This is a genomic window from Terasakiispira papahanaumokuakeensis, from assembly GCF_001709345.1.
GTDB classification, from domain to species: Bacteria; Pseudomonadota; Gammaproteobacteria; order Pseudomonadales; family Halomonadaceae; genus Terasakiispira; species Terasakiispira papahanaumokuakeensis.
On record NZ_MDTQ01000001.1, the window covers coordinates 328630 to 347236 of the forward strand.

General features: G+C 50.8%; 17 protein-coding genes. 11 read left to right on the plus strand and 6 right to left on the minus strand.

The window, feature by feature from the left end; all coding sequences use genetic code 11:
* Positions 1 to 23: 23 nt before the first annotated feature.
* Both BFW38_RS01455 and BFW38_RS01460 read right to left on the minus strand, forming a co-directional pair.
* Positions 24 to 1721, minus strand: a complete 1698-nt coding sequence (locus BFW38_RS01455) for a L,D-transpeptidase family protein (RefSeq protein WP_175400915.1) — start codon at positions 1719 to 1721, stop codon at positions 24 to 26.
* Positions 1722 to 1777: 56 nt separating this feature from the next.
* Positions 1778 to 2542, minus strand: coding sequence for an NRDE family protein (locus BFW38_RS01460; protein WP_068996789.1), 765 nt, complete (start codon positions 2540 to 2542; stop codon positions 1778 to 1780).
* A 185-nt stretch (positions 2543 to 2727) separates the two neighbouring features.
* Between BFW38_RS01460 and BFW38_RS01465 the strand changes: the two genes are divergently transcribed.
* From BFW38_RS01465 to BFW38_RS01485, 5 genes are all read left to right on the plus strand, one after another.
* Positions 2728 to 5472 carry a response regulator gene (locus BFW38_RS01465; RefSeq protein WP_068996790.1) on the plus strand — a complete coding sequence of 915 codons (2745 nt, stop codon included), beginning with the start codon at positions 2728 to 2730 and terminating at the stop codon, positions 5470 to 5472.
* Between the two features lie 236 nt (positions 5473 to 5708).
* A complete protein-coding gene (lgt, locus tag BFW38_RS01470; protein WP_068996791.1) occupies positions 5709 to 6500 on the plus strand; it encodes a prolipoprotein diacylglyceryl transferase in 792 nt (263 codons plus the stop codon).
* Positions 6501 to 6661: 161 nt separating this feature from the next.
* Entirely contained in the window at positions 6662 to 7456 is a 795-nt protein-coding gene (locus BFW38_RS01475) for a thymidylate synthase (protein ID WP_068996792.1), read from the plus strand.
* Complete coding sequence (locus BFW38_RS01480) at positions 7456 to 8028, plus strand: dihydrofolate reductase (protein WP_281180348.1); 573 nt, start codon at positions 7456 to 7458, stop codon at positions 8026 to 8028. The genes BFW38_RS01475 and BFW38_RS01480 overlap by 1 nt, the downstream gene beginning before the upstream one ends.
* A 174-nt stretch (positions 8029 to 8202) precedes the next feature.
* On the plus strand, positions 8203 to 9147 hold the full coding sequence (locus tag BFW38_RS01485) for a ProQ/FINO family protein (RefSeq protein WP_068996793.1): 945 nt from the start codon (positions 8203 to 8205) through the stop codon (positions 9145 to 9147).
* 63 nt (positions 9148 to 9210) lie between these two features.
* Here BFW38_RS01485 and BFW38_RS01490 read toward each other — a convergent pair whose 3' ends face one another.
* Positions 9211 to 10014, minus strand: coding sequence for a CBS domain-containing protein (locus BFW38_RS01490; protein ID WP_068996794.1), 804 nt, complete (start codon positions 10012 to 10014; stop codon positions 9211 to 9213).
* 273 nt (positions 10015 to 10287) lie between these two features.
* On the opposite strand from BFW38_RS01490, the gene BFW38_RS01495 reads away from it, so the two are divergent.
* The 6 genes from BFW38_RS01495 (at position 10288) to BFW38_RS18275 (ending at position 14599) form a co-directional block, all read left to right on the plus strand.
* Complete coding sequence (locus BFW38_RS01495) at positions 10288 to 11061, plus strand: ABC transporter ATP-binding protein (protein WP_068996795.1); 774 nt, start codon at positions 10288 to 10290, stop codon at positions 11059 to 11061.
* A gap of 161 nt (positions 11062 to 11222) precedes the next feature.
* Positions 11223 to 11975 carry an ABC transporter substrate-binding protein gene (locus BFW38_RS01500; RefSeq protein ID WP_139116536.1) on the plus strand — a complete coding sequence of 251 codons (753 nt, stop codon included), beginning with the start codon at positions 11223 to 11225 and terminating at the stop codon, positions 11973 to 11975.
* A gap of 25 nt (positions 11976 to 12000) precedes the next feature.
* On the plus strand, positions 12001 to 12756 hold the full coding sequence (locus tag BFW38_RS01505) for an ABC transporter substrate-binding protein (protein WP_068996797.1): 756 nt from the start codon (positions 12001 to 12003) through the stop codon (positions 12754 to 12756).
* 156 nt (positions 12757 to 12912) lie between these two features.
* Positions 12913 to 13590, plus strand: a complete 678-nt coding sequence (locus tag BFW38_RS01510) for an ABC transporter permease (RefSeq protein ID WP_068996798.1) — start codon at positions 12913 to 12915, stop codon at positions 13588 to 13590.
* Positions 13590 to 14387 (plus strand): ABC transporter permease, encoded by a 798-nt coding sequence (locus BFW38_RS01515; RefSeq protein WP_342668830.1) that lies wholly within the window; start codon positions 13590 to 13592, stop codon positions 14385 to 14387. Before BFW38_RS01510 ends, BFW38_RS01515 begins: the two co-directional genes overlap by 1 nt.
* Before the next feature lie 86 nt (positions 14388 to 14473).
* Entirely contained in the window at positions 14474 to 14599 is a 126-nt protein-coding gene (locus BFW38_RS18275; RefSeq protein WP_281180349.1) for a hypothetical protein, read from the plus strand.
* Positions 14600 to 14725: 126 nt separating this feature from the next.
* On the opposite strand, the gene BFW38_RS01520 is transcribed toward BFW38_RS18275, so the two are convergent.
* From BFW38_RS01520 to BFW38_RS01530, 3 genes are all read right to left on the minus strand, one after another.
* Positions 14726 to 16048 carry a sodium ion-translocating decarboxylase subunit beta gene (locus BFW38_RS01520; RefSeq protein WP_068996799.1) on the minus strand — a complete coding sequence of 441 codons (1323 nt, stop codon included), beginning with the start codon at positions 16046 to 16048 and terminating at the stop codon, positions 14726 to 14728.
* Between the two features lie 16 nt (positions 16049 to 16064).
* Positions 16065 to 17834: a sodium-extruding oxaloacetate decarboxylase subunit alpha gene (gene oadA, locus BFW38_RS01525; RefSeq protein WP_068996800.1), complete on the minus strand. Its 1770-nt coding sequence runs from the start codon at positions 17832 to 17834 to the stop codon at positions 16065 to 16067.
* A gap of 130 nt (positions 17835 to 17964) precedes the next feature.
* Positions 17965 to 18204: an OadG family protein gene (locus BFW38_RS01530; protein ID WP_068996801.1), complete on the minus strand. Its 240-nt coding sequence runs from the start codon at positions 18202 to 18204 to the stop codon at positions 17965 to 17967.
* Positions 18205 to 18607: the final 403 nt, after the last annotated feature.

Here is an 18607-nt window from a genome sequence, read left to right on the forward strand (position 1 = left end):
GTCGCTGTTGTATTGTTGTTGTATTAATGCCCTCGATGATATGAGGGCTTTGGGTTGCTAGCGAATTGAGTAGGATGAGCCTCAAACCGATCCTTTCCGTAAATGTCTTCTCTCCATTGCAGAATGCCTTGAGCGTCTACAAAGGCGGTCCAGTACATTAAGTAGACAGCAACCTTGGGGCGTACCTGTACGTACCGTTCTTCTTTCGTTTGCCACTGTTGCTGCAGTTGTTCTCTGGACCATGCTGGGGTGTCTTCCAGTAGCCAGGTGGCCAGTTGTTGGGCATTTTCCACTCGGACACAGCCGTGACTCAAGGCTCGCTGTGTGCGATTAAAAAGGGATTTTGCCGGTGTGTCATGTAGATAAATGGCTTGCCGGTTCGATAAGCGAAACTTGACACGCCCAAGTTGGTTAAAGCGCCCGGCCTGCTGCTGAAGACGGTACCTTGGATTATCCGGCGTAAAGGCATCTTCGGGTAACGACGCTAATGGCCGTGAGCGCGGAGGCTGGGACCAGCCTTCAATAATGGTGTAATCCCGTGAAGCGAGATAGGACGGGTTACGCTTAGCAAGCGGCATGATATTGGTGCGGGCGATCTCTGGTGGGACATTCCATAGCGGGTTGAGAATCAACGAGGTCAACCATTGCGCCATGATGGGGGTTCGGTGCTGGCGATTACCGACAATGACCCGGGTTTGTGCGCGTGTTTGCCCGTTGACGACCCATTGCAGTTGTTGATCGGCCATGTTGATCATTAAATAGTGATTGTTTAACTGGCGAGGTAAATGTTCCAGGCGACGAATGTTATGTGCAAGGCGGCGTAGCTTTTCATTCAGCGGGACGTTGAGCCATTGTCGAGTGGGCTCATCTAATTGGCCGCTGGGGGGCAGTTGATGGCGCTGCTGAAAACGTTTGAGGGCTTGCGAGAGTCGCTCATTCAAGGGTGCGCGCTGTTTTGGCGAGGTGAGAGTCTCATCCTCAACTAAATCGCCCAGACGGCTCAGTTGTAGGCGAAGTATTTCATGATAAATGGGATCTAGTTGGTTATGGTTCTGATGGAGTAAAGGCGGGAGCGTGGGCCATGGGCCCGTTGCATTCGCCTGTTGAAGCCTGGCAAAGGCTTGCCTCAAGGGCCAGTAATAAGCTGAAGGGGGAGTTGTTTCAGTCAGCGTATCCCGTATCCATTGTGCTGGAGACCCCTGGCGTAATTGTAGAGTCCACGATGTTAAGTGATCCTCTAACCGGCTTCGGGAGAAAGGGGCAGGCCATTGCCCCCAAGAGTTGGCTTGATTGAGTAGTGTTTGGTCCTGATCGCGATCAAATGTGTTCCAGCGATAGCGATAACGGTCGCTGAGCCAATCCAGGTAGCGATCGGTGATGAGCAGGTCCCGAGCATAGGCCTCATCGGCACTATGTCCTCTTGTCGAGTCACTCAACCAGTGGTTCAGCTGGCGGAGATTATCGAGTGCTGGAATCGGTGCTAATAACTGCCAGGGCGCTAACTGTTGCTGCAAATGACGTGCTGCCCCTGTCGGCACTCCGGCAGCATCACGCCAGAAGCGTGAATAACCTGCCGCTTGATAAAGTTGACGGATCAGTTGGGGGTGATGGAGTGCTGGCGCGTCTGGCCAGCCGGCAAGTCGCTGTAATAACCAGTTATGGTGGGGCTCTAGGGGGGCCGCTTGGCTCCAGGCAGAAGTCAGCGCGAGCATGCTGGTCATGAATAAAAGCCTGAGCGTTTTGCAAATATGAACGCTTGTGAGCCGCATGTGATGTCTTACTCCAGAGACCACTTTAAATGACGCTCGCCAACGCACTGTGCTTGAGCATTGAAGCTCCGCTCCATTAATTGGCCGCAACCGTGTGCCGATTGATAAACGATCGTGCTGGCGCGAGTGCCGTATTCCGGGCTCTCGATAAAGGGGGTCGAGAGTAAACGTTCCCACTCTAGTCCTATCCCGGTATCTGGGAGTTCGTCATCCGTGGGGCGATGGCGGTCTTTTAGTATGGGCCAGAGGGCCATCAGGTCTGGATGAGGAGTATTCAGCCACTGTTGCATCAGATCGCGCAGCCGTTCACTTTTTGGCCAAGGGGTATCTAAGGCGGCATTACTTAAAATGTAGAGCCCCGATGTCAAGCGCTGTGGTTGGGTTGGATGCCGGTTGCTAAACCACCAGGCTTGCTCTTGATCGCCCCAAATCAGGTTGTAGCCTAGGTATTGATCCGTTTGTGTCGTGAGCCAAGACGCCAGTGTCTCTGGCGCTTGCTCAAGTGCTTTTAGCGGTAGCTCTCCTCGCGAACGATAGCCTGGCTGACGACCCATAGTGTTGGGTTCGCGAAAGTTAGTTAAAGCGGCCCAACGCCCATTGTTATGTGTCAGTAACCAGCTGCCTCCAGCTTCAACATCTTGGCCACCGGTAATGCGGTCGCTGGCCCAATGATAGGCGGGTTGAGTGGGGCGTGAGTGGAATTCATCTCGATTAGCAGCCATCACCAGAGGAAAATCCAGATGAGACTGCCAGGCAATTGCAAGCAAGCACATAATCTAATGTGAGTCCGTTCCAGGTCATTTGGGGACGCTGTCGCGCTGGTCCATTGAGCCTTTAGCGTCGGTGATCTGCGTCGAGTTTACGGGGTATTATCTATGATGACCAGTAGGGCGCTGATATACTGCTACCCTCATATCATGGGCTTTGTGCTCTTTGTTGAGCGTGACTTGACCACGGGATGCCTGCTTTGGCACAACGCAATCCTTCAACGGTACGTGATCTTTTAACTCAATGGCTTCAACGCAGCCGTGGGCGGATGTTGATCTGGCCGCTGGGCGGTGTTCTAGTCGTCTGGTTGTTGTTGTGTATTATGGTGGCTTCTTTGATTGGCCAGGAGGGGGCTGACCAAGTCGCACGTGACGCACAGGATCGGGTCTTAAACTCAGTTGGGTTGCTAGGACATCAGCTTGATCTGGAGCTGTCGAACCTGGAGCATATAGGGGCTTTGTTAGGGCGACAGGGAGCAAGGGTGATGACGGCGACGCCGGGCCATACCCCTCTGATGCTGAAGCAAAGCCCCGAAGGTGTCCGCTACAAAGCCTATGATGATGGGGGCGGGGCTTTATTTTTCTCCGCTGTTCAGCCTGCGGGCGATCAAGACATGCGCCAAGCTCGACGTATGCAGGCCATGGGCTGGTTGTTGAAGGACACCTATCGAAGTCACCCTTTAGTTCGGCAGCTGTATTTTATTAATGACCGAACCGAAATGGTGATTTACCCCTATGTTGATGTCTTAAAGCAATTCTCTCCTCAAGTGGATATTCGGGATTTCATGTTTTTCTATCATGCTGATCCTGAGCATAACGCTTCTCGTAAGTCCGTCTGGACCGATGCTTATATGGATCCGGCTGGTCAAGGCTGGGTCTTAACACTGAGCCAGCCGGTATATGCCAATGATGAGTTCCTTGGCATTGTCGGCCTCGACCTCACTGTTGAAGCCTTGGTCCAACGGTTATCTCATTTGAATGTGCCTTGGGACGGTTATGCCATGTTGCTTAGCCGTGATGGTACTGTGTTGGCGGCGCCTGCTAAGGGGCGTCGGGAGTGGGATTTGAGTGATCCGCCGAGTGCACTGTCTGAGGCGAGCGGCTTGCCGAAGGATATGCATGAGGGGTTATTGAATGCGATTCCTAATAATATTTTTTTCAGACCGGGTTATCAGGATGCATTAGAACCTCTTCGTTCCGATGCGGCGGGGTTGTTAGATATTCAATTGGATCAGCCGCGAACACTGGCTTGGTCCACGATCGGCTCGACGGGGTGGAAGCTCTTATTGGTTGTGCCCAAAGCGTCGGCGAAGGCCGGTGTACAGTTACTGGACTATACCCGCAATGCGCTATTGGTGTTGCTGACGGTTGGGTTATTGGGAGTGTGGGGCCTGGTCATTTATCTTTCGATCAGGCGTGATCGCCGATTTAAATTGCGTTTAAGCCAGTATCTTGAAGCTAAGACCAAGCAGACACATGAGCCAGCCTCAGCTGCAGTCGATACAACTGCGGCGACAATTGTGGCATTGCATAGCTTTATTGAACAGCATAGCCATGGTCCGTTAGTGCTTTGTCATTATGATGACCAAGGCTTAATTATCCACTGTAATGCCCCCTTTGAAGCCTTTGCTGGCGATATTCGCAAGCGGCTCAAAGGTCAGCCGATCAGTCATTTTGTTCCGCTGGATTCGCAAACCAAGGAAGTGTGGTATAGCGAGTTAAGGCGTTCTGAGCAACATGATGATGGTCTGCATGAGTGGATGGCTATCATGACCCCGCTACAAAGTGGCGGCGGTTTGTTGTCGATGTTCGATATCAGTGAGTTTCGTCGTGCCCAACAGCAACTTCGTAATGAGTATCAGCGTTTAGAGGCTGCTTCTAAGTTGCGTTCTGAATTTGTACAAGTCGCCTCCCGAGAAGCCGAGCAACTGGTCGATCAACTCATCGAGCAATCCGATGTTGAGTCACCCGATATGCCTTCTGAGGCCGATCGTTTACTCATGACTTTGCGACGTCTATTGCATGATCTAGATGATATGACCCAGGAGATGGGAACTCGCAGCGGGGCGCCTCAGTGGACGTCGTTATCCCGTGTTTTGAAGGCACTTCAAGTTCATTTGGACCATGAGCTTAGTGTCTCCGGCCGTCGTTTGAGACTTCCTTCTGACCCCCAGTTGGAGACTTTGGCGGTCGATGACGCCCGCCTTTTACGCTTACTCATGCTCTTGGTCAGACATTGTCTAACTTATTCCCAGCAAGGTGATATCGATATGGAATATCGCCTGCTTTCGAATACTCAGCTAAAGCTTACTTTGACCGACCAAGGGGATGGCCTGGATATGGCTGTTCGGCGGAATTTATTTGAGCCGATGACGCCCCTGGACAGTCGATATGAGCGCGCCCGTCAGAGCCATGACATGATCTTGGTGCGTCAATTATTGCGTGAGTTGAATGGGCAGTTAGATGTACGCCAGGCCGTGGATGCATTCACTTTGGTGTTGACCTTGCCGCTACCTGAAGGGGTGACGATTGGTCTGAATACGGCGATGGCCAATCCGGTGATGAAGCGTCCGCGCATTTTGGTCGTTGATGACGGCCCCGTGAATAGTATGTTGGCACGCACTGTTTTGGAAAAATCGGGGTTTGATGTTGATGTCGCGGCTTCAGGGCATGAAGCATTGAAACTCGGCCGTGAACAGCAATATGCGCTGGTCCTGATGGATATTTTTATGCCCGAAATGGATGGCTTGGAAGCCACCCTACGATGGCGCCAATTACCGAACGATAATGCAGATATTCCGGTGATCGCGATTACGGCCAATGCGTTGCCTGAAGATCGAGAGCGTTTTATTAACGCCGGTATGAATGACTTTTTTGCTAAGCCTTATCGCCCTGCCGAGTTACGTCAATGCGTGACGCAGTGGTTAGGAGAGTAAGTTTTGAGTCAGTCGATATGTCTGATCGCTGTGTTTTGAACTCTTTGGTTTGAGCTCTGTTTTTTGGGGCTCAGTTTTTGAGCATTGCTTTTGGGGTATTGATGTCGTTGGGAGTGGTGTCATGACGATAGTTACAGCCCCTTGCGCATGATCGAACTTATGTGTGCTCGATGTTGTCAGCACCCAGATATAGGCAATCCCGCTTTCGTTGACTGAAATGAATAACCGGAGACATCATGCTGCAATACCCCCATATTGATCCAGTGGCAGTAAGCCTCGGGCCCCTGCAGGTTCACTGGTATGGTTTGATGTATTTGTTTGGTTTTACTGGCGCTTGGTGGCTGGCACGAAAACGTGCATCGCGGCTGGGGTTGACCCACGAGCAGGTTGGCGACCTGGTGTTTTATGGGGCTCTAGGGGTGATTCTAGGTGGGCGAATAGGCTATGCCATTTTCTATCACTTTGATCGTGTGCTTGCTGAGCCTCTCTGGTTATTTAAAGTCTGGGAAGGCGGTATGTCCTTCCATGGCGGGTTGATTGGTGTTGTCTTGGCCATGTTGCTGTATGCGCGTCGTCACCAGTTAACCTTACTTGCCTTGGGCGATTTTATTGCCCCTATGGTGCCGATTGGGCTGGGGTTAGGGCGCTTGGGTAATTTTATTAATGGTGAATTATGGGGCCGTCCCACTGACTTATGGGTCGGTATGGTTTTCCCCGGCGCCGGTCCTTTGCCAAGGCACCCTTCGCAGTTGTATGAGTTTGCGCTGGAAGGCGTCGTGCTATTTACGGTGTTGTGGCTATATTCGTCAAAACCTCGTGCTCAGGGACGGGTCGCCGGACTTTTCCTGTTAGGATATGGCGTATTTCGAACATTGGTTGAGTTTGCGAGAGAGCCGGATGCGCAGCTGGGTTTTATTGCGATGAACTGGTTGACTATGGGGCAGTTGCTGTCGATTCCGATGATGGTGATCGGGATATGGCTTTTACTGCGACCTGCGACAATGTTCAAACCAGGCCACGCTCACTAGCTTCTTATTCAGGTCATGGTTAAAAGGCCATTGTTAATAAGGCCATTGTTAATAAGGCCATTGTTAATAAGGCCATTGTTATTCAGCCCATGTTAACCTTGGCCTGAAAGTGATTTTTCAACCTCATTTATTGATCATTCATCTAAGTTTGAGTGTTAAGCATGCAACAATATCTGGATCTGATGCGCCGAGTGCGTAACGAAGGGGTTCGTAAAGAGGACCGTACAGGAACTGGAACCCTCTCTGTGTTTGGTCATCAGATGCGATTTGATCTGCGCCAGGGCTTTCCTGTGGTGACCACGAAAAAGCTGCATCTGCGTTCAATTATCCATGAGCTGTTGTGGTTTCTGAATGGCGACACCAATATCCGTTATTTAAAAGAAAATGGTGTGCGTATTTGGGATGAGTGGGCCGATGAAAATGGTGATCTAGGGCCTGTTTATGGGTATCAATGGCGTAGCTGGCCGGATCATCATGGCGGGCATATTGACCAAATCACGCGTCTGGTTGAGCAGATTCGTTGCAATCCTGACAGTCGGCGATTGATTGTATCGGCCTGGAACCCGGCCCAGATTGATGAGATGAAACTGCCTCCTTGCCATTGCTTGTTCCAATTTTATGTTGCTGAGGGGCGTCTATCCTGTCAGTTATATCAACGCAGTGCCGATATCTTTTTAGGCGTGCCGTTTAATATTGCCAGCTATGCCCTGTTAACGCACATGGTGGCACAAGCCTGCGATTTGGATGTGGGCGATTTTGTGCATACTTTAGGGGATGCTCACCTCTACAGTAATCATCTCGAACAGGCTGATCTGCAGCTTTCTCGTGAGCCCTTGGCGTTACCCCAGCTGAAGCTGAATCCCGAAGTCAAATCTTTGTTGGATTTTCGTTTTGAGGATATTGAACTGCTGGATTATCAATCTCATCCTCATATTAAAGCCCCGGTGGCGGTGTGATGATGGTTTCTAATACAGTCGCCGATGAGTCGGCATTGGCTCAGGTTGTGAGTGCGCTAGATCATCCGGTCGCATTAATTGTAGCGATGGCTGAGAATCAAGTGATTGGTCATGGCAATGCCATGCCCTGGTATTTGCCTGAAGAGTTGAAGCACTTCAAACGGGTGACGATGGGAAAGCCCTTGATTATGGGGCGTAAAACGTTTGAGTCGATCGGGCGGCCACTTCCTGGACGCTTGAATATCGTGGTGACGCGTGATCAAAATTTCGCGCCAGCCGGAGTGAAGGTGGTATACGATTTGGCGCAGGCGCTCAAAGTCGCTGACGGGCAGGCCTTGATCGATGGGGCTGAAGAGATCATGGTCATTGGCGGGGCTCAGATTTACCGCCAAATGTTACCGCATGCTCAACGCCTTTATCAGACGCTAGTGCATGCGCAGCCTGTTGGCGACGCTTGGTTCCCTGAGCTCGATCCCGCACAATGGCACTGTACCAGTCAAGATGTCTATCCTGGCGGTGAGGGGAATCGGTACCCTTATGACGTGTGTGTTTTGCAGCGCCAATCTGTATAAAAAGGGTTAGCACTGGATGACAGGTGATCTTGCGTGGGCCGTATCGAATACTGGGGTACGGCCGAGCAGTCTCATTGGCTGACCGTATCATGATCGTGCAGGGGCTTGTCGCACAAGCTTGTTTATTATCGTTTTGCGTCCAATGCTCAGGGGCGCCATGTAAGAGGGTGGCTGATGTCACAATCCAACACGGCTTTAGGCTTGGATCAGGCCTTTGAACAACTTGCCCAACACATTGATCAGACCATGGGCGTGCTGGTTGCGACCCAGGCCGATAATCAGCAGCTCCGTGAGCAACTGGCTGAGCAGTCGGTCTCATTACAGGCGACGCAAGCACAGGCATGGGAAATGAAGGCTCAAGCACAAGGTTTGGTGACACAGTTGACTGACTGTCACAAGCGTTTAGCGCGCGTGTTGGCACAGCCTGAAGATCAAACCTTAGATGCGTTACTGCAGCAGCTTGAGGCGCGTTTTGATGGGTTTTCAGGCAGTGAGCCAGAGGCAGCAGCCGTTGCCGTATCCGCTGAGCCTCTGGTATCCGCTGAGTCGGTCGCGTCGGCTGAAGATGTTGGGCCAAATCTGAATGAAAAGGTCTTGACTGATGATCAACCGGGACAAGAAGAGGGGCCTCCGGATAAGGCGATAGATCAAGCTCTGAGTGAGCAAAAGATCGCGGTAGGTCAAGGCGTTGGTGATCAGGGCATGGATGATCAAGAAGACACGACGTCGAGTCAGGGTGAAAGCGACAACAAGCTTCACCCTAAGGAAGTGCTTCGCAGCTGGTGTCAGCGCTATCCGAATACTTTTATGCTGGAACAGCCGCAGCCCTTGCAGATTGGGTTGCATGAAACATTAGCTGAAATCGATCAGCTGGATATTAAGTTAGTGCGTCGGGCCTTGGCTCACTATGTCAAGACACCCCGCTATTTACGTTGTCTGCGCACAGGTGCCGTTCGGCTTGATTTGCAAGGACATAATGCGGGATTTGTGACGGCTGAAGAAGCTCAACATGCGCAAGATGAGCTGAAGGCACTGGATAAAAAGCGTAAAGATCGAGAAAAAGAACGCCAAGAGCGCCAACTTCAAGATAAATTGACGCAGCTGGTTAATCGCTATTGAACGACTGTTAATGGCCGCGTGGTTGACACATTTCTCTTGATCTCTGTGCATCATCGTGTGGTGTTATGTCCAGAGCTCCATGGAATGATTGGTGAGCGCCAGTAATAAATCTGAGCGAGTAATCAGCCCGACGAGCTCTTCATCATCCCCTAAAATAGGCATGGCGCGTAGATCCTGCGCCAACATGACGCGTGCAACATCGCGCACATCGGTATCAGGGGCTGCAGTGATTAATGGTCTTGACATGACGTCTTGTGCGGTCAAATCTTTGAAGGCCTTGCCTTCACGGGCCCGACGACCAACACCAGACATTTCCCGCAGTAAATCTTTATCACTGATTAATCCAACTAGCTCACCTGAGGACAGCAGCGGTAAGACATGAATGCCGTGCTGTATCAGTTGCTGCCACGCTTCTGCTGCATGCCAGTCGGCTTCTCCTGTAATGACATCCTGACGCATGACTTGAGCGGCGGGTAAACTGTGGTCAGGGCTATCGGGGAGCTGTTCAGCCGTTTTTTGATAAGCGCGAATCCCATAGCCACTGTTCCGGTTCTGATCACTGCTTTGGTTGTGATCTCCATGCGCGTTTGGATCGTTCACTGTATCGTGCTGGGTGGGAACTTCGTTAGGTGTTTGCTCTGTGATGGCCGTCGTTGCAAAGTCAGGGACGCGCTTAGTGGTTGACTGATGTGCTGATTGAGACTGTAACTGGTCTTGAATGTTACGAAAGTGATCCCAATCGCCGCTTTCGTCAGCTGGTGGACGACTAGGCAGGCTGGCATTGGTTTTGCTTATGCCATCACGCCTGAGCAATTTGTTGACTGGCGTACGAATTCGCATGCCTTGTTCATATACAGCAAACACCATGTTGGGCATCCTTTGAGTGTGGTGTTAATCGGCCATCATCATGACCTACTGATGAGTCTCTTTGGAGCAAGCAATATCCCTGAAGAGTTCCGCTTGGGGTATGAATATGGCTTCTTTATATAGTTCGGCTGGAAAAGTCGATACATTAGGGGAATAATACGCCCTTTTCGTTACCGGCATGGGCCATACCCGTTTGGCTTGCTGCCGGTTAAACACCTATAAGGCAATGGGTGCCATCAGTTCACAAGGCTGGAGCACCTCGGGGGATGATGTATGACTCAAGCACCTGCCGCTCTTGAGGTGGTGAATATTCATAAGCAGTACGGCGATGTTGAAGTACTGAAAGGGATTTCACTGACGGCCCAGGATGGTGATGTCATCTCTATTATTGGTTCAAGTGGTTCGGGAAAATCGACTTTCTTACGCTGCCTTAACCTTCTAGAACATCCCTCTAAAGGCGAAATTGAATTACGGGGAGAGTCTCTTGCGCTGAGTGCTGATGGCAAAGGGGGGCTTCGCGCAGTTGAACGTCGTCAGTTGGAGCGCATGCGTGCCCGCATTGGTTTTGTGTTTCAAAGCTTTAATTTATGGCCGCACAAAACCATCCTCGACAATATTACGTTAGGGCAGCGTCAAGTGCTTGGGCGTTCCAAGGATGAAGCGATTGCGCGTGCTGAGACGCTCCTTAAAAAAGTCGGTCTCTACGAGAAGCGCCATGCCTATCCCAACCAACTGTCCGGTGGCCAGCAACAACGTATTGCGATTGCGCGGACTTTGGCCATGGACCCAGAAGTCATGCTCTTTGATGAGCCGACATCAGCATTGGACCCTGAACTGGTGAACGAAGTCTTGACCGTGATGCGGGATTTAGCCGATGAAGGGCGTACGATGTTAATTGTGACTCACGAGATGCGTTTTGCTCGTGATGTGTCAAGCCAAGTGATGTTTTTACATCAAGGACGAGTGGAAGAGTACGGTCCGCCTGATCAAGTCTTTGGTAATCCCTCTTCTGCGCGTTGTCGAGAATTTCTCTCTAGCCATTTGTAATGGCTGGATAGGCTTCATTGGCTATATTGATCATGACGTTATTGTTTGAACTAAACTGCTTTTTTGTTCGCATCAACTGCTGATGTGTACGACTTGAATGAATGTCCATATGGCCATTCACTCACCTTGATCCAATAATGATAAATGCAAGGAAAACCATTATGACGATAACCCGTAAATTAGCCGCTGTATTGTTCCTTTCTTCCTCTGTGTTAGGGCTGGCCCATGCGGATACGATCCGAATGGCAACTGAAGGGGCTTATGCGCCTTTTAACTTTATGGATAATGCCGGGAAGCCTCAGGGGTTTGATGTCGATATTGCCAAGGCCTTGTGTGCTGAAATGAAGGCCGATTGTGAGATTGTGACCCAGGATTGGGATGGTATCATCCCTGGGCTGATGGCACATAAATATGATGCCATTATTGCTTCTATGTCGATTACGCCTGAACGTCAGAAAGCGGTTTCGTTTACTGATCCCTATTACTCTAATGTCTTGGCCTATGTGGCACCCAAAGATGAAGCCTTCCCCATCGCAAAAGCCGATCTAGAGGGCAAGACGCTAGGAGCGCAGCGTGCGACGATTGCCGGCCAGTATCTGGAAGATCACTTAGGTGATGTCGCCAATATTAAGTTATATGACACCCAGGATAATGCCTATCTAGATTTGGCTTCAGGCCGCTTAGATGGCTTATTGTCTGACAAATTTCCGGCCTATGACTGGCTGAAAACTGATGAAGGCCAAGGGTTTGAGTTTAAAGGTGATGATATTGATATCGATGATAAAATCGGTATTGCCGTGCGTAAGCAGGATAACGCGCTGCGTGAACGTTTGAATAAAGCCTTGTCGGAAATTGTGGCCAATGGCACTTATGCCGAGATCAATGCCAAGTATTTCCCATTCTCCATTTATTAATGATTGAAAACGGATAGAAACCTCAATGAAACTTCGTACGTCACTTTATGCATTGTGTTTGGCTGTCGGGGCATCGTTTGCAATAGCTACCCCGGCGGCGGCTGAAACGGTTCGTTTTGCCACTGAAGGTAATTTAGCCCCTTTTGAATATGTAGACGCTAATGGCGAACTGCAGGGCTTTGATGTCGATATTGCGCATGCTTTATGCGAACAAATGCAAGTGACGTGCGAAGTGGTTGCTCAAGATTGGGATGGTTTAATTCCAGGCCTTAAAGTGCACAAGTTTGATGCCATCATTGCATCGATGTCGATCACGCCTGAGCGTCAACGTGTGGTCGATTTTACCCAACGCTATTACTCTAATGTTTTGGCCTTTGTCGCTCCTAAAGCCGATACCCTAGACCGTGATAACCTCAAAGATAAAGTCATTGGCGCGCAAAGAGCGACCATTTCAGCGCAGATTTTAGAAGATGACTATGCCGATCAAGGCGTTGAGGTCAAGCTCTATGACACTCAAGACAATGCCTATATCGATTTGGCTAATGGTCGCCTTGATGCGTTGTTGACAGATAAATACCCGGCTTACGATTGGTTAAAAGCGCCTCAAGGACAGGCCTTTGAGTTCAAAGGCGACGATATTGATATTAATGACCGTATTGGCATTGCAGTGCGTCAAGGTGATCCATTACGCGAGCGTTTAAATCAAGCGATCCAAGACATTATCGATAACGGAACTTATGCCAAAATTAATGCCAAGTACTTCCCGTTCTCGATTTATTGAGGCTCAACGTTGGGCCCTGAAATGGCGCGCCAAACAGGATGGTTGGCGCCCTTTGAAATCATGTTGGCCTCAGGTGAGCATGAGTGTGGCATAGCGGATGTGATTTCGCCCCGGCCTATTAGGGCCGGGTGTTTCATTTTGAGGCGATGAGTTGATATGGAACTCCATGGCTTTGGCCACCTGTTAATCTCTGGCTTTTGGGTGACACTTCAGCTGGCTGTCACCAGCCTCGTATTCGGCCTCTTGTTCGGGCTACTTGGGGCAGCGGCTAAACTTTCTCCAATCCGGTCGCTGCATGCGATTGGGACTCTGTATACCACGCTGATCCGTGGTATTCCCGAGCTTCTTCTGGTGTTGATTCTTTATTACGGCACCTCGACGCTACTGAATTGGTTGCTCGGTCGCTATATTGAAGTGGGTCCTTTTACCGCTGGGGTTGCGGCTTTATCGCTTGCATTTGGCGCCTATGCGACCGAAGTATTCCGCAGTGCCATGTTGGAAATCCCTAAAGGTCAGCGTGAAGCGGCTTTGGCCATTGGGATGAGACCTTGGGCCATTTTCTGGCATATTGAGCTGCCACAGCTCTGGCGTATTGCCATTCCTGGGCTGGGTAACCTTTTCTTAGTGCTGTTAAAAGATACGGCGTTGGTTTCTGTTGTCGGACTTAACGAATTAATGCGGCAGGCTTATGTGGCTGCTGGCAACACGAAAGAGCCTTTTACCTTTTATATGGCGGCGGCTTTGATTTATTTAACGCTGACCATTATCAGTATGCAGGTGACGCGCTGGCTGGAACGTCGGGCCAACCGTGGATTTGAGGAGGCGCGCGCATAATGGATCAACTGCATACCTGGTTAATGAGTATGGCTGGTGATGCCGAGCCTTGGGCCTCTTACGCTAAGTATTTGCCTAAATTATTGGATGGGGCGGGGCTGACGCTTCAACTGGTTGTGGTGTCAGGCCTGATTGGAGTGTGTTTAGCGATTCCGATGGCGTTAATGCGGGTGGCGAAGTCACCTTGGGTCTGGGGTCTGCCTTACGCTTATATTTTCTTTTTTCGTGGTACCCCGCTTTTGGTTCAAATTTTTTTGGTCTATTACGGCCTGTCTCAATTTGAAGCGATCCGTGATCTGGGATGGTTATGGGATGAAGTCCTTTCCCAACCGTATTGGTGTGCCATTATTGCATTTACATTGAATACGACGGCTTATATTGCGGAGCTTTTTCGAGGTGCGATTCAGTCTGTCCCTAGAGGAGAGGTTGAAGCGGCTCAAGCCATTGGAATGAATCGTTACCAGCAGTATCGACACATTATTTTGCCGCGTGCTTTCGGGATTATTTTGCCCGCTTACGGGAATGAAGTCATTTTGATGCTGAAGGGTAGTGCGCTCGCATCCACTATCACCTTGCTTGATTTGACCGGAATGACGCGCAATGTAATTGCTCGGACTTATATGAGCATGGAGTTCTTTTTATTGGCGGGTGCGCTTTATCTATTGATTGCTGGAGCAATTATTTTACTGTTTCGAGGCTTAGAGCACCTTTACAGTGCGCAGCATCGCCAACCGCGTCTGGCGGCCAAAGGGCTGGACCCTCAGCTCAGAGATCAACACCTGGATGATCCGAGTTGATCTTTCCATAACCTCTTCTATGCTAAGGCCAGGGCTGTAGGTTGGCCCTTCATGGAGTGACTTACTGTCGAAAGAGGGAGGGTGTTATGTGTATGACCGCGGATACATTGGCATGGCTGAGCGAAGACTTGTTAGTGCGCGATGAGGCCCAAGAAGAGGCTTGGCATTGGCAAGCATCTCAAGATGTTGAAGAGGACAGCGCCGCCTGTTAATGGTCCATTCTCAAGACGTTCATTAAAGCCCCCGCAGTCGAAATTGTGGGGGCTTTTTTGTGGTTTTTTGTCGGGGGAGAAGGCTGTTGTCCCCCTAGCATTCTATTAGTGCTGAAGTTGCGGGCTCTAGCTTAAATATTTGATCATCACCCCCGCTGCAACTGCCGAGCCGATGACACCTGCCACATTGGGCCCCATGGCGTGCATCAAAAGGAAGTTATGCGGGTTAGATTCCAGGCCGACTTTATTCGAAACACGTGCCGCCATGGGCACCGCGGATACCCCTGCAGAGCCGATCAATGGGTTGATGGCATGATGGCTGACTTTGTTCATCAGTTTTGCCATTAAGACGCCACAGGCCGTACCAATGCCAAATGCGATGACTCCCAGCCCCAGAATGCCGAGGGTTTCGACTGCCAGGAACTTATCGGCCATGAGTTTAGAGCCTACCGATAACCCAAGGAAGATCGTGGTGATATTGATCAAGGCATTTTGAGCGGTATCTGAAAGCCGTTCTACGACACCACATTCACGCATCAAATTGCCAAAGCAAAACATGCCGAGTAATGGGGCAGCATCAGGGAGCAGCAGTGCCACCAAGATTAAAAGCACCAACGGGAAAATGATCTTTTCCGTGCGAGAGACCGGACGTAGTTGTGTCATCACAATGGCGCGTTCTTTGGCCGATGTCAGCGCTTTCATGATCGGCGGCTGAATCAAGGGTACCAGGGCCATATAGGAGTAAGAGGCGACCGCAATCGCACCTAACAATTCAGGCGCGAGCAGACTTGATACATAGATTGACGTGGGGCCGTCTGCCCCCCCGATGATGCCAATGGCCGCTGCTTGTTTGACAGAAAAATCCATGATGCCTAAAGCGGATAACCCAAGGGCACCGAATAGGGTGGCGAAGATCCCAAATTGGGCCGCGGCCCCGAGGAACAGGGTTCTTGGGTTGGCCAGTAGAGGGCCAAAATCCGTCATGGCACCGACGCCCATGAAAATCACCAATGGGGCGACGCCTGAAGCAATCGCGACGCTATAAAAATTATATAGCATGCCATTGCTGTAGCCGGCGGTTTGAGCAATGGCTTGAGCTTCGGCCAGTTGCATGGGGCTAGCACTGCTATGCAGTACTTCCGCCAGGATGGATTGGAGCTGTCCTAGCGTCATCCCTGGGTCTAGCGGGACGGCCAGTGCTTGCGCAATCGCCAGCATCACTTCAGGCTGATGCATATGAACCGCTTGTTCGGCTGCTGATAAAGCCAGCCCGGCTTCGGGAATATTGGCAAGCAGGCCGCCAAAACCAATCGGCACCAGTAGTAGGGGTTCAAATCCTTTTTTAATCGCCAAGTAGAGCAGGCCCAGACAGATCAAGATCATGACGCCTTGACCCAGGCTCATATTATAAAGCCCTGAGCCCTGCCACAGGTTGAGTAACTTCTCCATAATAAGCTCCTGGGGCTTAGAGCATGATCAAGAGGTCATCAACCTGAACGGCATCCCCCTCTCGAATCTTGACTTCAGTCACGGTACCGCCCGTTTGGGCACGGACTTCGGTTTCCATCTTCATGGCTTCCATGATGATGACAATATCGCCTTCTTGGATCGTGTCACCTGGTTTGACCAGTACCTTGAAAATGTTGCCTGCCAGAGGTGCTTTCACACTGGCGCCGCTGCCAGCCGAAGCGGGTGCGGCCTGTTGAGTTTCGCTGGATGCACTGACTTGGCTGATATCGCCACCTTCAGCCACTTCGACCACGTAGCTTTGACCGTTAACTTTAATGGTGTAAGTGGCCGGGCCGGTATTGGACGTTGTGGACACAGTGGTGTTCTCCTCGCCAGTCGGGGCTGGTTCAAAGGCGGCGGGGTTGCCGCGGTTTTTGAGAAATTTAAGACCAATTTGAGGGAAGAGCGCATAGGTAAGGACGTCGTCGACTTGAGCTTCGGCCAACTGAAAGCCTTCTTGTGAGGACAGTTGCTGTAGCTCGCCTGTGAGCTTGTCCATCTCGGGCGCCAGCTGATCTGCCGGTCGGCAGGTCACGGCTTCCCCACCGGCCAATACTCGCGTTTGCAATTCTGTATTGTAAGGCGCGGGGGCTGCCCCGTATTCACCCTTGAGAATGGCCTGGGTTTCTTTTGAAATGGATTTGTAGCGTTCGCCAGTCAGAACATTCAGTACGGCTTGTGTGCCGACAATCTGAGAGGTGGGCGTGACCAGTGGAATAAATCCAAGATCTTCCCTCACCCGTGGGATTTCATTCAGGACTTCATCAAATTTGTCGCTGGCGCCCTGCTCGCGTAACTGACTTTCCATATTGGTCAGCATGCCACCGGGGACTTGGGCCACGAGGATACGTGAATCAGTGCCTTTGAGAGCCCCTTCGAAAGCGGTGTATTTTTTTCGGATAACGCGGAAATAAGCGGCGATGGCTTCCAGCTTTTCCAAGTTCAGCCCGGTATCGCGCTCGGTGCCTCGTAACGCTGCGACCACTGACTCGGTTGCCGTATGGCCATAGGTCATGGACATCGACGAGATGGCGGTGTCGACGCGGTCAATCCCGGCTTCGACGGCTTTGAGAATGGTCATATCGGAAAGCCCTGCTGTGGCATGCGCATGCAGCTGAACTTCCAGGTCCGTTTGTGCTTTCAGGCGGCTGACCAGTGTGTAGGCATCGTAGGGAGCTAAAATCCCTGACATGTCTTTAATGGCAATAGAGTCAGCACCAAGGTCTTCTATTTGCTTGGCCAGATCCACCCAGGCATCCATGTTATGGACTGGGCTGGTGGTATAAGACAAGGTGCCCTGCGCATGCTTGCCTTCGCGTTTGACCGCCTCAATCGCCCGCTTCAGGTTGCGGGGATCGTTCATGGCATCGAATACCCGAAAGACATCCACACCATTCAAGGCGGCGCGTTCGACAAAGCGATCGACAACGTCATCAGCATAATGGCGGTAGCCCAGTAGATTTTGTCCACGTAACAGCATTTGTTGGCGCGTGTTGGGCATAGCCTTTTTTAACGCTCGAATGCGTTCCCAGGGATCTTCTCCCAGGTAACGGATACAGCTGTCAAAGGTCGCACCGCCCCAAGTTTCCAGAGACCAATAGCCCACTTGATCGAGCTCTGCGGCAATCGGCAACATGTCATCCAGCCGCAGCCGGGTTGCAAACAGTGATTGGTGGGCATCTCGTAAGACGACATCCGTCAAGCCCAATGGTTTTGCTTGTGTCATGGGGGATTTCCCGTGTCAAACGTGGTGGTTCCGGCGAAATTTTATGGTGATACGGTTGTTGTTTTGGCGTCTACTTTGGATCGCTTTGAGCGTTAGTCCTGAGTCCTTGAGGCGCTCAATCACTCAGCGGTCAATGTCGGTGTCGATGATGATGAAGTGCTGCGGCAATCACGACGGGTAAGTGGGGATCTTCAGTGGATGCCATTTGAGGCGATGGTGATTCTGCCTCTGTGTCAGTGTTGACAAAATGATTCACTAAACGCGACATCCCGGTGGTGGCAATGACGAGCAGTGTTAAAAAGACAAAGACGAATCCCATACCGTAAACCAACAGATTCAAGCCTTCGTTGATAAGGGCTCCGGGCGACATTAGCAGCTCCTGTTATGCTATTTAACTTGTAGACCATTGAACTTGTAGATCATCGAACTGAATGATGACGGCCTGTAGGACTGTGATGTAAGTCCTTATTCAAGGCACGATCTCAAAACGGATTCAAGTTAAGTGCATATTGAGTTGATTTTCATCGAAAAAACGATGTTTTGGGTCAAAGTTCGCACACTCTAGCCTGAGATGAGCCATTGAGCCAATAGCACTATCGTTGGATATTTCGCATCTGCGAGCAAGTTTAATGTGATTTTTGATGACTTTGATTGGGGGTTAGGGGGGATTGGTCGGTGTGTAAGTCATGTTTTTTGCGTGCCACCCTCGCGAGGCGCTTGTCTCACGGATAGGGAATCGGCAAAATCGCCCTCTTTTTGTGACGTACTGTGTT

Coding starts and splice junctions, on each gene's coding strand:
- BFW38_RS01455 (WP_175400915.1), bottom strand. CDS start 1,721: ATGACCAGCATGCTCGCGCTGACTTCTGCCTGGAGCCAAGCGGCCCCC.
- BFW38_RS01460 (WP_068996789.1), bottom strand. CDS start 2,542: ATGTGCTTGCTTGCAATTGCCTGGCAGTCTCATCTGGATTTTCCTCTG.
- BFW38_RS01465 (WP_068996790.1), top strand. CDS start 2,728: ATGCCTGCTTTGGCACAACGCAATCCTTCAACGGTACGTGATCTTTTA.
- lgt (WP_068996791.1), top strand. CDS start 5,709: ATGCTGCAATACCCCCATATTGATCCAGTGGCAGTAAGCCTCGGGCCC.
- BFW38_RS01475 (WP_068996792.1), top strand. CDS start 6,662: ATGCAACAATATCTGGATCTGATGCGCCGAGTGCGTAACGAAGGGGTT.
- BFW38_RS01480 (WP_281180348.1), top strand. CDS start 7,456: ATGATGGTTTCTAATACAGTCGCCGATGAGTCGGCATTGGCTCAGGTT.
- BFW38_RS01485 (WP_068996793.1), top strand. CDS start 8,203: ATGTCACAATCCAACACGGCTTTAGGCTTGGATCAGGCCTTTGAACAA.
- BFW38_RS01490 (WP_068996794.1), bottom strand. CDS start 10,014: ATGGTGTTTGCTGTATATGAACAAGGCATGCGAATTCGTACGCCAGTC.
- BFW38_RS01495 (WP_068996795.1), top strand. CDS start 10,288: ATGACTCAAGCACCTGCCGCTCTTGAGGTGGTGAATATTCATAAGCAG.
- BFW38_RS01500 (WP_139116536.1), top strand. CDS start 11,223: ATGACGATAACCCGTAAATTAGCCGCTGTATTGTTCCTTTCTTCCTCT.
- BFW38_RS01505 (WP_068996797.1), top strand. CDS start 12,001: ATGAAACTTCGTACGTCACTTTATGCATTGTGTTTGGCTGTCGGGGCA.
- BFW38_RS01510 (WP_068996798.1), top strand. CDS start 12,913: ATGGAACTCCATGGCTTTGGCCACCTGTTAATCTCTGGCTTTTGGGTG.
- BFW38_RS01515 (WP_342668830.1), top strand. CDS start 13,590: ATGGATCAACTGCATACCTGGTTAATGAGTATGGCTGGTGATGCCGAG.
- BFW38_RS18275 (WP_281180349.1), top strand. CDS start 14,474: ATGTGTATGACCGCGGATACATTGGCATGGCTGAGCGAAGACTTGTTA.
- BFW38_RS01520 (WP_068996799.1), bottom strand. CDS start 16,048: ATGGAGAAGTTACTCAACCTGTGGCAGGGCTCAGGGCTTTATAATATG.
- oadA (WP_068996800.1), bottom strand. CDS start 17,834: ATGACACAAGCAAAACCATTGGGCTTGACGGATGTCGTCTTACGAGAT.
- BFW38_RS01530 (WP_068996801.1), bottom strand. CDS start 18,204: ATGTCGCCCGGAGCCCTTATCAACGAAGGCTTGAATCTGTTGGTTTAC.